Genomic DNA, 17,763 nt, shown 5'->3' on the forward strand with positions numbered 1-17,763 from the left:
CGCAGTGCCGCGACGGGCCGGCAATCGACCGTCGGCAAGGCCCTGCGGCGTCCGCTCCCCGCGGGCGATCTGCGCCCTTGCGGCACCGCGAACGTGATGGAGACGGCACAACCGGCCGCTGGCTGCGGCATCGGCCGGGCGCCACAGGCAAACGCCCCTACCATCGCCGATCCGCTGCCGACACCGAATCGCACGACCGGATGACACCGGTATCATTCCAGGCGCCGCCGCGGGCCCTTATCCTTGAGCGGAGGCTTTCCATGACCGTATCGCGCTGGTTGCTGCTTTCCTCCACCCTGGCCCTGGCGGCCGGGGTCGTCACCGACGCCCCGGCCCTGACCGGGACCGCGTCGCGCCCGCAACTGACCAGCAGCGAGGCGGCCAACCAGACCGTCGCCCGCCACCTGGCGCAGGCCGGCCCGATCGGCGCACTGGTCACCGACAACTGGGATCCGAGCGCCGGAGTCGCGCTGCTGCAGGCCGACTACGCGGTGGCGGCCGACGGCAGCACCCGCTACCGCACCGTGCAGGCCGCGGTGGACGCCGCGGTCGCCGCCGGCGGCAGCATGCGCCGCTACATCAGCGTGGCGCCAGGCACCTACACCGAAGTGGTCTGCGTCCCCGCCGCGGCGCCGCCGCTCACCCTGTTCGGCCTGGGCGGCAGTCCGGCCAGCACCACGATCCGCTTCGGCAACGCCAACCCGACGCCGAAACCGACCGGCAGCGCCACCCATCCCTGCGCCAGCAACGCCGCCAGCAGTACCGTGGGCACCTCCGACAGCGGCACCGTCACCGTGCGCGCGGCGCAGTTCCAGGCGCGCAACCTGGCGATCGTCAACAGCTACGTCGAGGGCACCTACAGCGGCAGCAACCAGTCGGCGGTGGCGCTGGCGTTGCGCGGCGACAAGGCGGTGCTGGAGAACGTGGTGCTGACCGGCAACCAGGACACCCTGCTGGTCAGCGCCGGCAGCGCCAACACGGTAATCCGCGCCTACATCAAGGGCGGCATCATCGAGGGCGATACCGACTTCATCTTCGGCTCGGGCGTGGCGGTGTTCGCCGGCAGCACCATCCGCTACACCGCCGCGCGCCGCGGCGCCAACGATGGCGGGGTGATCTTCGCGCCCAGCACCCGCCCCGGCAGCGGCTACGGCTTCCTGGCCATCGGCAGCACCTTCGATGCGGTCGGCACTCCCGGCAGCGGCACGGTGTGGCTGGGGCGGGCCTGGGACGAGAGCGTGGGCAGCCTGTCCAACTACGTCGACGGCACCTCGCCCAACGGCAAGGTGGTGATCCGCGATTCGGTGCTGGGCGGCCACATCCGCAAGAGCGCGCCGTGGAACGCCTCGACCATCGGCCGGCCGTACTGCAGCAGCGGCTGCAGCACCTCGGCCAATCGCTTCTCCGAATACGCCAACAGCGGCGCCGGCAGCGCCCACTGAGTCCAGGCGACGCCCTGCAACGGGCGGCTCAGCCCAACCCGGCCCACCAGGCGCGCCACAGCGTGGCCATCTGTCCGGGCGGCCGGGGCGTGGCGGCCGCCTGCTGCGCGGTCCGCGCACGCGCCAGCGCCGACAGGATGCGCCGTGCGCGCGGCCCGCGCACACGGCGCGGCCACTGCTTCAGCAATGCCTGCGCCCAGCGCTGGCGCTGCTGTACCTCGTCGCCACCGCGCAGCGCCAGCGGCGCGGTGGCGGCACCGCCTTCGGTCAGGCGCTGCGCCAGCACCTGCAACGCGACCGGCACGGCGGCGCCCTCGGCCGGGGCCGCGAACAGCGCACGCTCGACCGCGACCACCGCCTGCGCGAACGGCTCCAGCCGCTCCAGCGCATGCCCGGTGTCGGCCGCGGCCGCGCGCGCCTGCGGCAGGCTCGGCAAGGCCTCGGCCAGTTGCGCCCACGGCGCGGCCACCGGCTCCAGCACCCGACCCAGCGGATGCCGCGAGCGCTGCCCGGCCCAGCTGCGCAGCTCCTCGCCCCACCAGGCCAGCTTGGCGTCGGCCGGCAGCGGATCGCCGGCGATGTTGAGGATGTCGTCGAACTCCTGCAGCAAGGCGAACCAGGCCACGGTGCGGGCGCGCTGCGGCGCCGGCACGAAGGCCTCGGCCACGGCCCATTCCGGCCAGCGGCGACGCCATTTGTCGAGGAAGGCATCCAGGGCGGACGAACTGCTCATGCGATCGGTGGATCCGGATTCGGGCGCGCGCGCCGTGGGCGTCGCGCGACGGGGGAAGTGGGCGCGGTTGCTGCGCAGGACGCGCAGTTTACGTGCGCGACCGGTGGATGCCGAGCGCTGTCGGCATGCCTGCGGCGACGCGGCGGTCGCGGCATCTGCGCGGCGCCGCCGCGCGGCGACCGCACCGGCGTCAGGGCGCGGCGGCGGCCACCGGCCAGGCCGCGGCGGCATACAGCTCGGCCGGCGCGGCGACCATCGCGTCGGCGCGCCAGGCCAGCGGATCGTCCTCGTCCAGCCGGTAGCCCCACAGCACCGCGACCGAGGCCATGCCGGCGGCGCGCGCGGCGAGGATGTCGCGTTCGTCGTCGCCGACGTAGGCCACCTCGTGCGGCGCCACGCCCAGGCGCTGCGCGGCGACCTGCAGCGGCAACGGATGCGGCTTGCGCTCGGGCAGCGTGTCGCCACCGATCAGCACCGCGCAGCGCCGTTGCCACTGCAGCTGCGGCAGGATCAACCGCGCCAGCGCCTCGGGCTTGTTGGTGACGATGCCCCACACGCTACCGGCGTCTTCCAGCCGCTGCAGCAGCTCCGGGATGCCGTCGAACGGCTGCGAATGGCGGCCGATCAGCGCCTCGTAGTGGCGCAGGAACGCCGGAATCAGCGCATCGCGCTCTGCGCCAGAGAGATCCGGAAAGGCCACGCCCAGCATCGCCCGCGCCCCCTTGGACACCACCGGCCGCAACTGCGCCAGGGTCAAGGCCGGGCGGCCATGATCGGCCAGCAGCGCATTGGCCGCGGCCAGCAGATCCGGCGCACTGTCCAGCAACGTGCCATCCAGATCGAACAGCACCACCCGCGGGAATCGGTGACGCGGCAGCAACGCTTCCCTATTCCCCATTCCCGATTCCCGGCTTTGCAGCACAAGCCAGGTAATTCACGTCGGTCCGCGAGGACAGCCGCGCCCGATTGCGCCACGGCTCGTAGGCCAGGCCGCTGACGTCGCGCAACTGCAACTCGGCCTGGCGCAACCAGGCGGCCAGTTCCGCCGGCTTGATGAAATCCTGGTAGCGGTGAGTCCCGGTGGGCAGCAGCCGCGCCACGTACTCGGCACCGACGATGGCCAGGGCGAAGGCCGCCGGGGTACGGTTGAGGGTGGACAGGAATAGCTGGCCGCCCGGCTTGAGCAGGGTCGCGCAGGCGCGCACGATCGCCGCCGGATCGGGCACGTGTTCGAGCATCTCCATGCAGGTGATCGCGTCGAAGCTGGCCGGCTGCGCCGCCGCCAGGTCCTCGACCGACTGCACGCGGTAGTCGACCTCGACCCCGGATTCGAACTGGTGCAGCCGCGCGACCTTGATCAGCTCCGGCGACAGATCGATGGCGGTGACCTGCGCGCCCTCCTTGGCCAGCGCCTCGCTGAGCAGGCCGCCGCCGCAGCCCACGTCCAGCACCGTCGCGCCGCGCAGCGGCAGGCGCTCGGCGACGTAGCGCAGGCGTACCGGGTTGAGCGCATGCAGCGGCTTCTGCGGGCCGTCGGCATCCCACCAGCGGGTAGCCAGGGCGCCGAACTTGTCCAGTTCGGCCTGATCGAAATTGGCGGAGGCGTTGGCGGCGGAAGCGGTCATGGCGGACTCTCGTTGGGGCCGCGCGCGCGGCGCGGCACGGCGAACATAGCGGATCAGGCGTGGACGCTGCGGATACGCTCGCGCCACTGCCGGGCATTGGCGACCAGGGCCTCCACGTCCATGTCCACCAGCACGCGCTGGCTGAGCTTGGGCTGGCCGGCGATCCACACGTCGCTGACCTGCTGCCGGCCGGTGGCGTACACCAGTTGCGACAGCACGTTGTGCAGCGGCTGGGTCTCCAGCGCCGACAGGTCCACGCAGATCAGGTCGGCCTGCTTGCCCGGTTCGATCGAGCCGATCGTCTCGCCGAAACCCAGCGCGCGCGCGCCGCCCAGGGTGGCCGCGCGCAGCGTGCTGGCCGCGTCCAGCGCGGTGGCATCGTTGGCCACCGCCTTGGCCAGGATCGCCGCGGTGCGGTTCTCGCTGAACATGTCCAGGTCGTTGTTGCTGGCGCAGCCGTCGGTGCCGATCGCCAGGTTCACGCCCGCACGCTGCAGCGCGCAGGCCGGGCAGAACCCGGAGGCGAGCTTGAGGTTGGATTCGGGGCAATGCACCACGCTGACCCCGCGCTCGGCGCACAGGTGGATCTCCGCGTCGGTGAGCTGGGTCATGTGCACCGCGATCAGGCGGTCGTTGACCAGGCCCAGCCGATCCAGCCGCGCCAGCGGGCGCTGCCCGTACTGCTTGAGCGAATCGGCGATTTCCTGCGCGGTCTCGTGGGTGTGCAGGTGCACCGGCACCTCGAGCTGGTCGGACAGCATCCGCACCCGCTCGAAGTTGGCGTCGTTGACCGTGTACGGCGCATGCGGGGCGAAGGCGATGCCGACCAGCGGATCGTCGCGCCACTGGTCGTGCACCTCGCAGGCGCGCGCGAAATACTCGTCGGAGGTCTTGGCCCAGGCGGTCGGGAAATCGATGATCACCGTGCCGACCCGCGCGCGGAAGCCGTGCTGCTTGTACACCGCGGCCTGCACGTCGGCGAAGAAGTAGTTCTCGTTGGCGCAGGTGGTGCCGCCGCGCAGCATCTCGGCGATGGCCAGCGCGGTGCCGTCGGCGACGAACTCCGGGCCGATCACCGCCGTCTCCACCGGCCAGATGTGCTGTTGCAGCCACACCATCAGCGGCAGGTCGTCGGCGATGCCGCGCAGCAGGGTCATCGGGTTGTGCGTGTGCGCGTTGACCAGCCCCGGCAGCAGCGCGGCGTCCGGACGCGAGACGGTGCGCGCGGCGGCGAAGCGCGTGCGCGCCTCGGCCGTCGGCAGCACCGCCACGATCTCGCTGCCGCGCACCGCCACCGCGTGGTCTTCGAGTACCACCGCATGCGGTTCGATCGGCACCACGTAGCCGGCTTCGATCAGCAGGTCGCAGGATTCGGGTATGGAGGTCATCGCAAGCGCTCTGGAAAGGGAGGGATCAGGTTGCCGTCTGGACCTGGCCGAGACGGCGCCGGGACACGCGCATCGCCGTCCACTGCAACACGACTACCGCCAGCACCGCCAATCGCGCCAGCAGCGGGGCGACCATGGCCGGCGCACTGCACCGCACGCGCACCGCCGGCAGCACCGCGACGCGCCACCTCAGCGTCCAGTCCTGCGGCGCTGAGGCGTAGCGCCAGGCCCAACTCGCGCGCGGAGACCGGGCGTCGGCGCGGTCGGCGTGGCTGCGTGTCACGGCGGTGCCGTGACAGGCGCTGGTCGGTCACCGCCGCGCAGTCATCCGGCGCATGCACGCCGGCGCAAGTGCATGCCCGCGGCTTGCGGCAGCCGCGGGCATGCAGGAACTACTTGACGCGCGAGACGTATTCGCCCGAACGCGTATCGACGCGGATCACTTCCTCCTGGCCGACGAACAGCGGCACGCGCACCACCGCGCCGGTCTCCAGGGTCGCCGGCTTGCCGCCGCCGCCGGAGGTATCGCCGCGCACGCCCGGGTCGGTCTCGACGATCTTCAGTTCGACGAAGTTCGGCGGGGTGACCTGGATCGGCGTGCCGTTCCACAGCGTCACCACGCAATCTTCCTCGCCCTTGATCCACTTGGCGGCGTCGCCGACGCCGGCCTTGTCGGCCTGCACCTGCTCGAAGGTTTCCTGCTGCATGAAGTGCCAGTACTCGCCGTCGCTGTACAGGTACTGCATGTCGGTGTCGACCACGTCGGCCGCTTCCACGCTGTCGGTCGCCTTCATGGTCATTTCGACCACGCGCCCGGACTTGATGAAGCGGTACTTGACGCGGGTGAACGCCTGGCCCTTGCCGGGCTTGACGTATTCGGTATCGGTGATGATCGCAGGCTCGCTGTTGACCAGGATCTTCATCCCGTTCTTGACGTCGTTCATGCCGTAGCTGGCCATCTGAAACTCCTCGGGTAAGGCAAACCCGCCGCGTTCGGCGGCCGGCCGGATAGAATGGAAGCTCCGCCGCAACGGCGGGCGCTCGTGTGATGACCGCCTATGATAACCGCAGCCCCCCGCCCGATGCAGCCGTCCCCGCCCCTGCCCGCCGCCGCGCCGCCGCGCTGGCAGCAGGCCTGGCGCGACGCCGTGCGCGATCCGCGCGAGCTGCTGGCGTTGCTGGGCCTGGACCCGCAGGCGCTGGGCGTCTCCGAACAGGCTGCGACGCAGTTCGCGCTGCGCGTGCCGCGCAGCTTCGTCGCGCGCATGCGCCCGGGCGATCCGCACGACCCGCTGCTGCGCCAGGTGCTGCCGATCGACGCCGAGCAGCGCCGGGTCGCCGGCTTCGCCCTGGATGCGGTCGGCGATGCGGCGGCCAAGAAGGCCGACGGGGTGATCCACAAGTACAACGGGCGCGCCCTGCTGGTGGCCACCGGCAGTTGCGCGGTGCACTGCCGCTACTGCTTCCGCCGCCACTTCCCGTATGCCGACGAGACCGCCGCGCGCGACGGCTGGCGCGCCGCGGTGGCGGCGATCGCCGCCGACCCCAGCATCGAGGAAGTGATCCTGTCCGGCGGCGACCCGCTGTCGCTGGCCACGCCCAAGCTGGCCGAACTCACCGAGGCGCTGGCGGCGCTGCCGCAGCTCAAGCGCCTGCGCATCCATACCCGCCTGCCGGTGGTGCTGCCCGAGCGCGTCGACGCGCCCTTGCTGGCCTGGCTGCGCGCGCTGCCGTGGCCGCTGGCGTTCGTGATCCACGCCAACCACGCCAACGAATTCGATGCCGGCGTCGATGCCGCGCTGGCGCGCCTGCGCGAGGCCGGGGCGCAACTGCTCAACCAGGCGGTGCTGCTGCGCGGGGTCAACGACAGCGTGGAGGCGCTGGCCGCGCTGAGCGAGCGCAGCTTCGCCGCCGGCGTGCTGCCCTACTACCTGCACCAGTTGGACCGGGTGCAGGGCGTGGCCCACTTCGAAGTGGACGATGCCACCGCGCTGGCGCTGCACCAGGCGCTGGCCGCGCGCCTGTCCGGCTACCTGGTGCCGAAGCTGGTGCGCGAGATCGCCGGCGATACCGGCAAGCGCCCGCTGCTGCCCTGACCCCGGCGACGGCGACCGCCGCGCGAGCGGCGGCCGCAGACCACGGTGCCGCGGCGATGCTCAGGCATCGGCCGGCGACGCGCCCTCGTTGGCCAGCAACTTGCGGAATTCCTCCGCGCTGAGCGGGCGGCTGAGCCAGAAGCCCTGCCCCAGTTCGCAGCCGCGCTCGCGCAGCAACTCGAACTGCGCCTCCTGCTCGATGCCCTCGGCGACCACGGTGATGTCCAGCGAGTGCGCCATCGCGATGATCGCGGTGGTCAGCGCCAGGTCGTCCGGGTCGCGCTGCAGGTCGGCGACGAAACTCTTGTCGATCTTGACCCCGTCCACCGGCACCTGGCGCAGGTGGCTCAGGCCGGAGAAGCCGGTACCGAAGTCGTCCAGCCAGACCTTGACCCCGGTGCGGTGCAGCCGCGCCAGCATGCTCGCCGCTTGCAGTTCGTCGCCGATCACCGCGGTCTCGGTCAGCTCCAGGTGCAGTTGCGCCGCCGGCAGCCCGGACTCGCGCAGGCATTCGGCCACCAGTTCGGGCAGATCGCCGCTGCGCAACTGCCGCGGCGAGACGTTGACCGAGACGAACAGGTCGCGGCTGCCGTCGGCGCGCCGCCACTGGGTGGCCTCGCGGCAGGCCGCGCGCAGCACCTTGGGGCCGATGCTTTCGATCAGGCCGCTCTGTTCGGCCACGTCGATGAACACCGTCGGCGAGATCGTGCCCATCGCCGGATGCTGCCAGCGCAGCAGCACTTCCACGCCGACCATGCGCCGGTCCTGGGTGCGGAAGATCGGCTGGTAGGCCAGCTTCAGTTCGTCGCGCTCCCAGGCGCCGCGCAGTTCGTGCTCCATGTGCACGCGCCGCTCCACCGCATAGTCCATGGCGCGGCTGTAGAAGCGATGGCAGTTCTTGCCGGCCAGCTTGGCCTGGTACATGGCGATGTCGCCGTTCTTCAGCAACGCCGAGGCGTCCTCGGCATCGCCCGGGTAGACGGTGATGCCGATGGAGGTGCCCATGAACACCTCGCGGCCCTGGATGCGCAGCGGCTCGCGCAGCTCCTGTACCAGCCGCTGCGCCAGCGCGGTGGCGACCTTGGCCGCCTGCGCGTCCTCGACCAGGATCACGAACTCGTCGCCGCCGAAACGCGCTAGCAGCGCGTCGTCGCCGCCCAGCTGCTCCACCGCCAGCTGGATGCGCCGCGCGAACTGCAGCAAGGCCTCGTCGCCGGCCTCGTGGCCCAGGGTGTCGTTGATCCGCTTGAAATCGTCGATGTCGGCGAACAGCAGCGCCAACCGGCGCTGCGAGGCGCGCGCCGACAGCATGCGGTGGTCCAGCGCCTCGCGGAACGCCAGCCGGTTGGTCAGCCCGGTCAACGCATCGGTGTAGGCCATATGGCGCACATCGCGGTCGTGCCGGGCGATCGCCTCGCTCATGCGCCCGAACGCGCGCAGCAGTTCGCTGACCTCGTCGTAGCGGCCGCTGTCGCGGCGTTCCACCGCGTAGTTGCCGGCCTCGATCTGGCGCGCGGCGGCGGCCATCCAGCGCAACGGCGCCACCAGCGTGCGCTGCACGTAGACCGTCACCATCGCCGCGGTCAGGCCGAGGGCGGCCAGCAACAGCAGCAACCAGCCGAGATGGCGCTTGCCCAGCGCGCCCAGGCGCTGGTCCAGGTTCTGCCCGGCCTTGCGCTCGTACTCCTGCGCGCGCGCCCAGGACATGCCCACCCGCACCCCGCCCACGCGCTGGTCGCCGATCATGATCGGCATCGACACGTCGAGGAAATCCGGCGACTCCTGCGCCAGCAGGCCCTTGGCGCGGATCGCGGCGTCGGCCATCGGCCCGCGCATGCGCTGGCCGTAGCCGACCAGATCCTCGCTACCGTCGTGGATCAGCCGCCCGTCGGCGTCGTAGACCAGCACGTAGGCCACCGCGACATAGCCCAGCGCGCCACGCACCTGCGTGCCGATCGCGTCCAGGTCGGAGTAGTACACCGGGTTGGCCAGCGAATCGGCCAGCTGCCGCGCCAGCGACTCGCCGCGGGTGCGCATGCTGCTGTCGAACAGGCCGTGGATGACATTGCCGCTGAGCGTGCGCACCTCGCGCTGCATGGCCGCCTGACGCTCCAGCAGCAGGGCCAGGATCGCCATCACCAACAACGCAGCCACACCCATGGCCAGCAGGAACCTGGCCTGCAACCCGAAACGCATCGTCTTCATTCCACTTCGAGCCTCACCCGCGCCACGCCGGCGCGCAGGGTGTCCAGGCGTTTTTGCGACGCGGGATCGATCGGGTAGAACCCGGAGGTGCCGAAGAACTGATGCAGCGCCGCACGTCCCTGCGGATCGTCGGCGGCGTGCAGCAACACCTCGCGCAGGCGCATCTCCACCTCCGTGGGCAGGTCGCTGCGGACCATCTCCACCGCGCGCGGATACGGCTCGCTGCGGTAGATCACCCGGAAGTCGCGGCGGAACGCCGGCGGAAGGCGGCGGTCGTCGTCCCAGTCGAGATTGCTGAACGCCCCGGCATCCACCAGGTGCTTGTGCACGAAGGCGGCGATGTTGAGTTCCGAGCGCGCGAACACGTAGCCGACGGTCTCCGCCGAGGGCTGGTCCTTGGTCGAGAGCAGGATCTCCGGGTGCAGGCCATGCTCGAACAAGGTCATCATCGGCACCATGTAGGCGCTGGTGGACTGCTGGCTCTGCAGCGCCAGGGTGCGCCCCTGCAGGTCGGAGAGGTCATGCACCGGCGCGTCGCGGCGCACGAAGAACACGGTGTGGTACTCGCGCACCCCGTTGCGCTCGGTCAGCAGCAGCGGCTTGGCGCCGCCGCGCTGTTCCAGCGCCATCGCGGTGGCGGCGGTCTCGGTGACCCAGTCGACCCGACCACGGCGCAGGTAGCTGCTCATCTGCTGGCTGTCGCGGGCCATCAGGATCTGCCCGGAGGTGATGCCGACCTCGCGCATGCGCGGCACCACGTAGTCCAGCAGCGGCTTGAGTTGCTCGTAATGGGCCTTGGGATCGTCGCTGATGCGCCCAAGCACCAGGACCGAGGGCCGCGCGTGCACGGACACGGGCCAGCAGATCGCCAGCGCCAGCCACACCACGACCACCCGCCAACGCGAACTGGACAAACCACGATCCCCAAGTAGCCCTTGCAAAGCCTAGCCGAAAGCGCATGCCGGTGACAGCGTCACAGAATGACGCCTGCCGCGCCGCGAATCCGCCCCGGGCCCGCGTCTGGCCGCGCGTGCCGCGATGCGCATCTTCGCGCCTGGCCTGGCCTCAGTTTCCGGCCTGTCCGGCCAGCCGCGCCATGCGCTGCGCGTCGGACAGCACGCCGCGCAGCAGGCGCACTTCCTGCTCGGTCAGCTCGGTGCGCAGGAACAGCCGGCGCAGCTTGCGCATCGCCGAATCCGGGGCGCGCCCCTTGTGGAAGTCGATGTCGTCCAGGGTCTCGGCCAATTGCCCGAACAGCCCTTCCACCTGCGCGTGGCTGGCCGGCGCCTCGCGGAAGCCCGGTGCCGGCGCGGGCGCAGGGGCGCCGGCGCGCAGCTGCGCCAGGCGCAGTTCGTAGGCCAGCACCTGCACCGCCGCGGCCAGGTTGAGCGAGCTGAACGCCGGATCGGAAGGAATGTGCACGGCCGCGTGGCACAGCTGCAGTTCCTCGTTGGTCAGGCCGGTGCGCTCGCGGCCGAACACCAGCGCCACTTCCGCCGGTTCGGCGCTGGTGGCGGTCAGGCGCTGCGCGGCATCGGCCGGCAGCAGCTCCTCCAGCGACACGCGGCGGCTGCGCGCGGTGCAGCCCAGCACCAGCCGGCAATCGGCCACCGCATCGGCCAGCGCCGGCAGCACCGGCGCCTGCTGCAGCAGGTCCTCGGCCCCGGCCGAACGCCGGTAGGCCTCGGTGTCCACCTCGCATTCCGGCGCCACCAGCACCAGCCGCGACAGCCCCATGGTCTTCATCGCGCGCGCCGCCGCACCGATGTTGCCAGGGTGCTGGGTCCCGACGAGGACGAAGCGGATACGGAAGGAATCGGTCATGGCGGCACGGCAGGCGAAGCGAACGGGGGCGTAGATGGTAAACTGCGCGGCCGGCCTTGGCGCCGGATTGCTCTTTTCCCCCTTCAGACCCACCTCCGCCTTCCCGGGAGCCGTTGCCATGCAAAAACCCGCCGTCACCGTCATGGTCAAGGCCGCCCGCCTCGCCGGCAACGTCCTGTTGCGCCACATCAACCGCCTGGAGGCGCTGAACGTGGTGCAGAAGGACCGCATGGACTACGCCAGCGAAGTCGATGCCGATGCCGAGAAGGTGATCGTCAAGGAGCTGCGCCGCGCCTACCCCGAGTACGGCGTGATGGGCGAGGAAAGCGGCGTGCAGGGCGGCGGCCGCTACATGTGGGTGATCGATCCGCTCGACGGCACCAGCAACTACCTGCGCGGCTTCCCGCACTACTGCGTGTCGATCGCCCTGGTCGAGAACGGCGAGCCGGTCGACGCGGTGATCTTCGACCCGCTGCGCAACGAACTGTTCACCGCCAGCCGCGGCAACGGCGCGGTGCTCAACGATCGCCGCATCCGCGTCAGCGAGCGCAAGGAACTCAATGGCGCCATGGTCCACACCGGCTTCGCCCCGCGCGAGCGCAAGCGCGCCAGCCCCCAGCTCAAGTGCGTGGACGCGCTGCTGGTGCAGGCCGAGGACATTCGCCGCACCGGCTCGGCCGCGCTGGACCTGGCCTATGTCGCCTGCGGCCGCAGCGACGCCTTCTTCGAAGCCGGCGTGAAGGCCTGGGACATCGCCGCCGGCGTGCTGCTGGTGCGCGAGGCCGGCGGCCGCGTCACCGATTTCAAGGGCGGCACCCTCGGCCGCATCGACGACCGCGGCCCGCCGCAGTTCCAGGTGGTGGCCGGCAACCTCAAGGTCGGCGACGCGCTGCAGAAGCTGATCGTCAACACCGGCTACGCCGGGGAGTTCGACGCGAAGTTCTGATCAGCGGGCCGGCATCCGGCGCGCTGGCGCCACGCCGGCGCGGCCGCGCGCGCGGCGCCGGCGCAGCAGCCACACCGACTGCAGGTACAGCAGCAATTGCAGCGTATTGAAGCCGGCACCGCTCAGGGCGTCGGCGAGCGGCCCATGCAGCCATTGCGGGCCGCCGATGGCGAGCGCGCCGAGCAGCAGCGGATTGCCGCTCAGCGCGAACCAGCGCGGATAGGCGCTGCGTCCGCTGGCCACGGCAGCGGAGAACGCCAGCAGGCCCAACGCCGAGCAGGCCACCGACGGCACATAGACGATCAGCAACGCCCGGCGGAACGCCGCCGCCAAGGCCAGCAGCGGCGGGTGCGCGGCCGCATCGGTCGCCGGCAGCGCCTGATACACCGCACCGACGAAGTAGAACGCCGCATGCGCCAGCGGCGACCAGGCATAGCCGAGGAACAGGAGCAGCGTCGCCGGCAGTGCCCAGCCGCGCCCGGCCGGGCGCAGCCCGCGCCACAGATGCCAGTTGCCGAGCAGGTACAAGGGCAGCGCGAACACCGGCAGCAATGCGCCGGCGAGCAAGCGCCAATGCGGCACCGCGACCAGGCGCTCGGCCATCTCCACGTCGATCTGCGCCGCGTAGTGCTGGAACAGCAGCGGCACCTGCGCCCGCGCCACGACCTGGCCGACGATCAGCACATCGCCGGCGATCCAGCACAACGCGCCCAGCACGCCGGCCCAGCCCGCCCACTGCACCCGATCGCAGGTGCGCGCCGCGGCGCTCACGGCTGCTTCCTCCCCGCCGCGCGCGCGGATCGGCGCCAACGCCACCAGCAGCCGGCGCCGACCAGCAGCGGCGCGACGGCCAGCGCCAGGCAGACCCGGTCCAGGCCGCCCTCGGCCAGCAGCATGCCGACCAGGCCGCCCATCGCGGCCAGCGCCAGCATCAACAGCAACGCGATCGCCCGCGCGCCGGTCATCGCCGGTCCCCGCGCTGGCGCGCCGCCGCTGCCCGCCGATGCCGGTGCCGCCGGTCCCACCACAGCCAGGCGCCGTTGGCGGTGACGAACAGCGTTAACCAGGCGCACAGCGTCCACAGCAGTTTCAGCGGCAGGCCGCCGTAATCGCCGAAATGCAGCGGCTGCGCCAGCGCGATCGCCTTCAAATAGCCCGGCAGCTCCACCGCGGCCGCGACCTGGCCGCTGGCCGCGTCCACCAGCACCACCCGGAACAGCCGCTGGTCCAGTCCCTGCCCCGCGACCAGCACGGTGTAGTGGCGGTCGGTGGAAAAATCGGTCTGTGGGAACACGATCGAGATCACGTGCCAGCCGCGCGGCATTGCCGCCAACGCCGCCGCCTGAGCGCGGTCGACGTCCACCGGCGGCTGCAGCCGGTCGACCGCCGGACCGGCGTGCTGGCGTTGCAGCGCGACCAGTTCGGTCCGCTGCCACAGGCTCTGCGCCAGCGTGCCGAAACCGAGCAGGACCCCGGTCAGGCTGACCGTCAGCGCCCAGCCCAGCACCACGGCGCCGATGGTGTTGTGCAGGTCCAGTTGCCGCAGCCGCGGTCCGCGCCCGCGTCGCAACAGGCCGAACGCGACCTTCTTCACGTGCGGCCAGTACACCACCACGCCCGACAGCAGCGCGATCAGCACCAGCAGCGCGATCAGCGCGCCCAGCAGCTCGCCGGGCAGCCCCAGGAACCAGTGTGCGTGCAGCTCCAGCAGGAAGCCGGTCAGCGTCGCGCTGGGCCGCGTCGCCGCGTCGGCCACCGGCTGCGCGTCGCCCAGGCGGGTGTAGCGCATCCGGTAGTGCTCGAAGCCGCGTTCGTCCTGCGGCGCGGTCACCAGCATCGCCACGCCGGGATGCGCTTGCGGGTCGAGCCCGATGCTGAGCACGCGCTCGCCGGGAAACGCCGCGCGCACGTTCGCCACCGAACGTGCCAGCGGCAGCGGCGGCGCCCGCCCGGCGTCCTGCGCAGCGGGCACCGTGCCCAGCGCCGCGTCGATCTCCTCGTGGAAGATCAGCACCGTGCCGCTCAGGCACAGCACCAGAAACGGCAGCGTCGCCACCAGGCCGCACCAGCGGTGCAGCCACAGGTTGAGCCGATACCAGGGCGTGGCGCCGACCGCGGCCGCAGGTCCCTCGCGCATCAGCGGAAATCCACGCGCAGCCCGGCGTACCAGGTGCGCGGTTCGGGCATGGTGCCGGTGTTGTAGGCCGAGTACGCGCCGGCGCTGGCGAACACGTAGATCATCAGCGGATCGCGATGATCGAACAGGTTGTCGACGCCGGCGAACAGGTAGACGTTGCCCAGGTGGTAGCCAGCGCTGGCGCGGCCCAGCCAGTACGGATGGATCCGCGCCAGCGGGGTGTTCTGCACGTCGGAATGGTAGGAACCGCTGTGGTGCAGGTCGAGGTTCAGGTCCAGGCCGGAGACACCGTGCCAACTGGCCCCGAGGCTGCCGGTGACCCGCGGCGCATTGGCGAAGGCATTGCCCTGGGTGCCCCAGCCGGCATCGTCGGTAATGCGCGTGCGCAGCAGGCCGAGGCTGGCATGCACATCGACGCGCGCACTGGGCAACCAGCGCAGGCCCAGTTCGGCACCGGCGTTGTAGGCGCGCCGCGCGTTGCGGATCACGAACTGGTAGTAGGGCTGGGTGCTGGTCAGGAACGGCAGTTGCAGCCCGCGGTACTCGCCGTAAAAGAGATTGCCGTTCACCTGCAGCCTGCCGCCGGCCAGGTCGCCGCGCACGTACAGCTCGTGGTCGCGCACGTATTCCGGAGCGTAGCTGTAGATCGTCGCCTGCGGGTAGCCCAGGGTCACGCCACCGCCGCCGGCGTTGTAGCCGCGCTGGGCGAGCAGGCCGAGCGTCCATGCGCCGCTCGGATGCCAGGCCAGGTCGAGCTTGGGCAGGAAGGTGCGCCAGGTCGTGTCGAGGTCGAGGGCGATGTAGCGGGCGGCGTCGCCGCCATCGCGGCGGTGGCGCTCGCGTTCGTAGCGCGCGCCCACGGTCAGGTCCACCCGCTCGCTCAGCGCCAGGGTGCCCTGCGCGTAGAGCGCCTCGGTGTCGACGCGGTCGTGGAAGCGCTCGTCGAACGGGTAGTCGATGGTCTCGTCCTGCCGCGAGCGGAACAGATACAGGCCGAGCAGCCCGCTGAACGCCGAGCCGCCGCGGTCCAGCGCAAGATTCGGTTCGAACGTGTACTGCTTGGCATCCAGATCGGCGATGCCCGAACGCGGTAACGCGTCGCGCTCGACGTGCAGGTCGGTCGCGGTGGCCAGGCCGCGCAGCGTGAGCCGCTCGCCGAGCGGCCACTGGGTGTCGGACAGCACGGCATTCGCGCGCGTCCGGAACACCGGCATCTGCGGCGTGCTGGCGACACGGGAGGTGTACGGGAACTGCGTGGTCTCCGATTGCGGTGCGGTCGCATCGGTGTGCTGCAGGGTGACCAGCTCGCGCACGCCGGGAAGCGCCTTCGGCGTGTACAGCAGCTTGGCGCGGACGTTGTGCGTTTCGAAGCGCCCGGGGCGACGCACGCCCGGGTAGCCGCTGTAGGACAAGAAACTGTCGTGGTGCTGCACATCGGCGGCCACGCGCAAGGCCAGTTCGTCGACCACCAGCGGCGCGTTGAACGACAGCGCGCCCTGGTAATGCGCGTGACCGCCGGCGGAGAACAGCGCCGCGCCTTCGGGCGCGAAGACCGGATCGCGGGTCTTGATCGCCAGGGTGCCAGCGATGGCGTTGCGGCCCTGCAGCAGGCTCTGCGGGCCGCGCAGCAGTTCGGTCTGCTGCACGTCCCACAGGCTGCTGCTGCCGAAGACGATCTCGTTGAAGCTCAGCGGCCGCCCGTCCACGGTGATGCCCAGGCGCGGCCGCGAACCGGCGAAGTAGGCATCCACGCCGACCGCGGCGCCGGCGCCGTCGATGCCGCGGATGGCCGGCGCCGCGTTGTCGTGGCCGAGATAGACGACATTGACCGCGTCGGCGAACGCGTCGCGGCTGCTGACGATGCCGCGCCGGCGCAGCTCCCGTTCGCTCAGCACGTCGGCGCTGGTGGCGGTGTCGCGCTGCGCCCGCTCCTGCTTCTCGGCGGTCACCACGATGCGTGGCAGCGTCGCCGGCACCTGCGGCTCCGTCTGCGCGGCAGCGCCGAAGCAGGCCAGGCCGGCGATCGCCGCACAGGCGAGCGGCAGCGGTTGCAGCGCGGGGAGACAGGACCGGGAACGGCGCGCGCATGCAGCGGGCAGCATGGAAGACCTCATCGGGACGGGGACTGGCTCGCGACGAGGGGCGCTGGCGACTCCCGCTAGGCTAACGCCGCGGCGGTGGCAGGCGCTTTCGCGCGGCGCAACCGCGCTTGCGCGCCACGCAATTTCTGCCTCCCTGCGCTCAGCCGGGCGCGCGCGTGCCGCGCCTTGCGGCCGTCGGCGGATGGCCGAAGCGGCGTCGGTAGGCGGTGGCGAATGCCGCTGGGCTGGAAAACCCGACCCGGCGGCCGATCTCGGCAGCGGCGACGTCGCACTCCTGCAGCAGGCAACGCGCCATCAGCAGCCGCTGCTCGCGGACGTAGCCGAAGAGGGTGACGCCGTGCACCTGCTTGAAGCTGGCCTGCAGTGTGGTCACGTTGACCCCCACGAGCCGGGCCAGGGCCAGCGTGGATGGCGGCGCGGCCACGCGCGCGTCGAGGATGGCCCGCGCCAGCATTACCTGGTCGTAGCGGCGTTTGCCCATCCGCGGCACCTGCAAATGCTCCTGCGCCAGCAAGGCGGCCACCTCCGCCACCAGGGCGAGCGCGCTGCCCTCCAGGAACAGGCGGCCCAGGTGGCCGCTGTACGGGCAGTCCAGGATCTGCCTGGCGATGCCGAGCAGGCGCGGCGAACGCGCCAGCGTCGCCGTCCGGTAGTCGCTTTCGGCGAACGCACGCAGCCCCGCCAGGCCGTCGTCGGCCAACTGCGTCCCGAAACGATCGAAGAACGCCGGCTTGAGCATGAAGCCGGCATCGCGGCTGCGGTGCGCGCGTACGATTTCCGGCCGCTCCACGCGCACGCGGTGGGCGTGGCCGATCAGCACCGCGTGCTCCAGGCGCTTGCAGACCTCGGCGTGCCGATCGATCCGCATCCGCTCCGCTTCGCCGCCGAGCAGGATGCTGCAGCTCAGCGCAGGATCGGCCTGCAACTGCACCGTGTCGCCCTTGAAGTACAGGACGTCGCTGGCGGTGACGATCAGCCCGGGCTGCACCTCGCACATGAGCAGGCGCCCGGAGAACAGCGCAGTGCGCAACCGCCGTGCGGACATGTCGATCGGGGTCAGCGCCACCGCGAGGTCGGCGGCACGCTGCAGCAGGCGCTCGGCGGTGAAGCGCTCTTGCGTGTCCCACAGTTCCATTGCCATCGCCGTCGCTCGCACCCGGGGCTATCGCGCGTTTGCCGCGAATGATACGCAGCAGCCTCCATTCCACAACTGTGCCGGTCGCGCGACGGCTCGGCACGGCGCTGGACGCATGCGAGCGTCGACC

At 71.4% G+C, this 17,763-nt stretch carries 16 protein-coding genes; 3 read left to right on the forward strand and 13 right to left on the reverse strand.

The window, feature by feature from the left end:
* Nucleotides 1-260: 260 nt before the first annotated feature.
* On the forward strand, nucleotides 261-1,442 hold the full coding sequence (locus AC1PME_RS12690) for a putative acyl-CoA thioester hydrolase (RefSeq protein WP_481096052.1): 1,182 nt from the start codon (nucleotides 261-263) through the stop codon (nucleotides 1,440-1,442).
* Nucleotides 1,443-1,470: 28 nt separating this feature from the next.
* On the opposite strand, the gene AC1PME_RS12695 is transcribed toward AC1PME_RS12690, so the two are convergent.
* From AC1PME_RS12695 to efp, 5 genes are all read right to left on the reverse strand, one after another.
* On the reverse strand, nucleotides 1,471-2,175 hold the full coding sequence (locus AC1PME_RS12695; RefSeq protein ID WP_481096053.1) for a phytoene/squalene synthase family protein: 705 nt from the start codon (nucleotides 2,173-2,175) through the stop codon (nucleotides 1,471-1,473).
* 190 nt (nucleotides 2,176-2,365) lie between these two features.
* Nucleotides 2,366-3,073, reverse strand: a complete 708-nt coding sequence (locus AC1PME_RS12700; RefSeq protein ID WP_481096054.1) for a phosphoglycolate phosphatase — start codon at nucleotides 3,071-3,073, stop codon at nucleotides 2,366-2,368.
* Nucleotides 3,063-3,800: a bifunctional 2-polyprenyl-6-hydroxyphenol methylase/3-demethylubiquinol 3-O-methyltransferase UbiG gene (ubiG, locus tag AC1PME_RS12705; RefSeq protein WP_481096055.1), complete on the reverse strand. Its 738-nt coding sequence runs from the start codon at nucleotides 3,798-3,800 to the stop codon at nucleotides 3,063-3,065. The genes AC1PME_RS12700 and ubiG overlap by 11 nt, the downstream gene beginning before the upstream one ends.
* A gap of 53 nt (nucleotides 3,801-3,853) precedes the next feature.
* Nucleotides 3,854-5,188 carry a TRZ/ATZ family hydrolase gene (locus AC1PME_RS12710; RefSeq protein WP_254458357.1) on the reverse strand — a complete coding sequence of 445 codons (1,335 nt, stop codon included), beginning with the start codon at nucleotides 5,186-5,188 and terminating at the stop codon, nucleotides 3,854-3,856.
* A 392-nt stretch (nucleotides 5,189-5,580) separates the two neighbouring features.
* Entirely contained in the window at nucleotides 5,581-6,147 is a 567-nt protein-coding gene (efp, locus tag AC1PME_RS12715; protein WP_010343528.1) for an elongation factor P, read from the reverse strand.
* A gap of 99 nt (nucleotides 6,148-6,246) precedes the next feature.
* Between efp and epmB the strand changes: the two genes are divergently transcribed.
* A complete protein-coding gene (epmB, locus tag AC1PME_RS12720) occupies nucleotides 6,247-7,284 on the forward strand; it encodes an EF-P beta-lysylation protein EpmB (RefSeq protein ID WP_481096056.1) in 1,038 nt (345 codons plus the stop codon).
* 60 nt (nucleotides 7,285-7,344) lie between these two features.
* Here the strand turns inward: epmB and AC1PME_RS12725 are convergent, their stop codons facing one another.
* The 3 genes from AC1PME_RS12725 to AC1PME_RS12735 form a co-directional block, all read right to left on the reverse strand.
* Nucleotides 7,345-9,489, reverse strand: coding sequence for a putative bifunctional diguanylate cyclase/phosphodiesterase (locus AC1PME_RS12725; RefSeq protein WP_307551083.1), 2,145 nt, complete (start codon nucleotides 9,487-9,489; stop codon nucleotides 7,345-7,347).
* Complete coding sequence (locus tag AC1PME_RS12730; protein WP_430543965.1) at nucleotides 9,486-10,403, reverse strand: phosphate/phosphite/phosphonate ABC transporter substrate-binding protein; 918 nt, start codon at nucleotides 10,401-10,403, stop codon at nucleotides 9,486-9,488. The genes AC1PME_RS12725 and AC1PME_RS12730 overlap by 4 nt, the downstream gene beginning before the upstream one ends.
* A 151-nt stretch (nucleotides 10,404-10,554) precedes the next feature.
* Nucleotides 10,555-11,313, reverse strand: coding sequence for an RNA methyltransferase (locus tag AC1PME_RS12735; RefSeq protein ID WP_254458361.1), 759 nt, complete (start codon nucleotides 11,311-11,313; stop codon nucleotides 10,555-10,557).
* A gap of 118 nt (nucleotides 11,314-11,431) precedes the next feature.
* Between AC1PME_RS12735 and AC1PME_RS12740 the strand changes: the two genes are divergently transcribed.
* Nucleotides 11,432-12,259, forward strand: a complete 828-nt coding sequence (locus AC1PME_RS12740) for an inositol monophosphatase family protein (protein WP_254458362.1) — start codon at nucleotides 11,432-11,434, stop codon at nucleotides 12,257-12,259.
* Here the strand turns inward: AC1PME_RS12740 and AC1PME_RS12745 are convergent, their stop codons facing one another.
* From AC1PME_RS12745 to AC1PME_RS12765, 5 genes are all read right to left on the reverse strand, one after another.
* Nucleotides 12,260-13,030: a DUF6796 family protein gene (locus AC1PME_RS12745; RefSeq protein ID WP_254458363.1), complete on the reverse strand. Its 771-nt coding sequence runs from the start codon at nucleotides 13,028-13,030 to the stop codon at nucleotides 12,260-12,262.
* A complete protein-coding gene (locus tag AC1PME_RS12750; protein WP_307551088.1) occupies nucleotides 13,027-13,224 on the reverse strand; it encodes a hypothetical protein in 198 nt (65 codons plus the stop codon). The genes AC1PME_RS12745 and AC1PME_RS12750 overlap by 4 nt, the downstream gene beginning before the upstream one ends.
* Nucleotides 13,221-14,396 carry a PepSY-associated TM helix domain-containing protein gene (locus tag AC1PME_RS12755; RefSeq protein WP_481096057.1) on the reverse strand — a complete coding sequence of 392 codons (1,176 nt, stop codon included), beginning with the start codon at nucleotides 14,394-14,396 and terminating at the stop codon, nucleotides 13,221-13,223. The genes AC1PME_RS12750 and AC1PME_RS12755 overlap by 4 nt, the downstream gene beginning before the upstream one ends.
* A complete protein-coding gene (locus AC1PME_RS12760; RefSeq protein ID WP_481096058.1) occupies nucleotides 14,396-16,498 on the reverse strand; it encodes a TonB-dependent receptor in 2,103 nt (700 codons plus the stop codon). The genes AC1PME_RS12755 and AC1PME_RS12760 overlap by 1 nt, the downstream gene beginning before the upstream one ends.
* 139 nt (nucleotides 16,499-16,637) lie before the next feature.
* Nucleotides 16,638-17,639: a helix-turn-helix transcriptional regulator gene (locus AC1PME_RS12765; protein WP_481096059.1), complete on the reverse strand. Its 1,002-nt coding sequence runs from the start codon at nucleotides 17,637-17,639 to the stop codon at nucleotides 16,638-16,640.
* Nucleotides 17,640-17,763: the final 124 nt, after the last annotated feature.

The organism is Xanthomonas sp. NCPPB 901 (genome assembly GCF_056725085.1).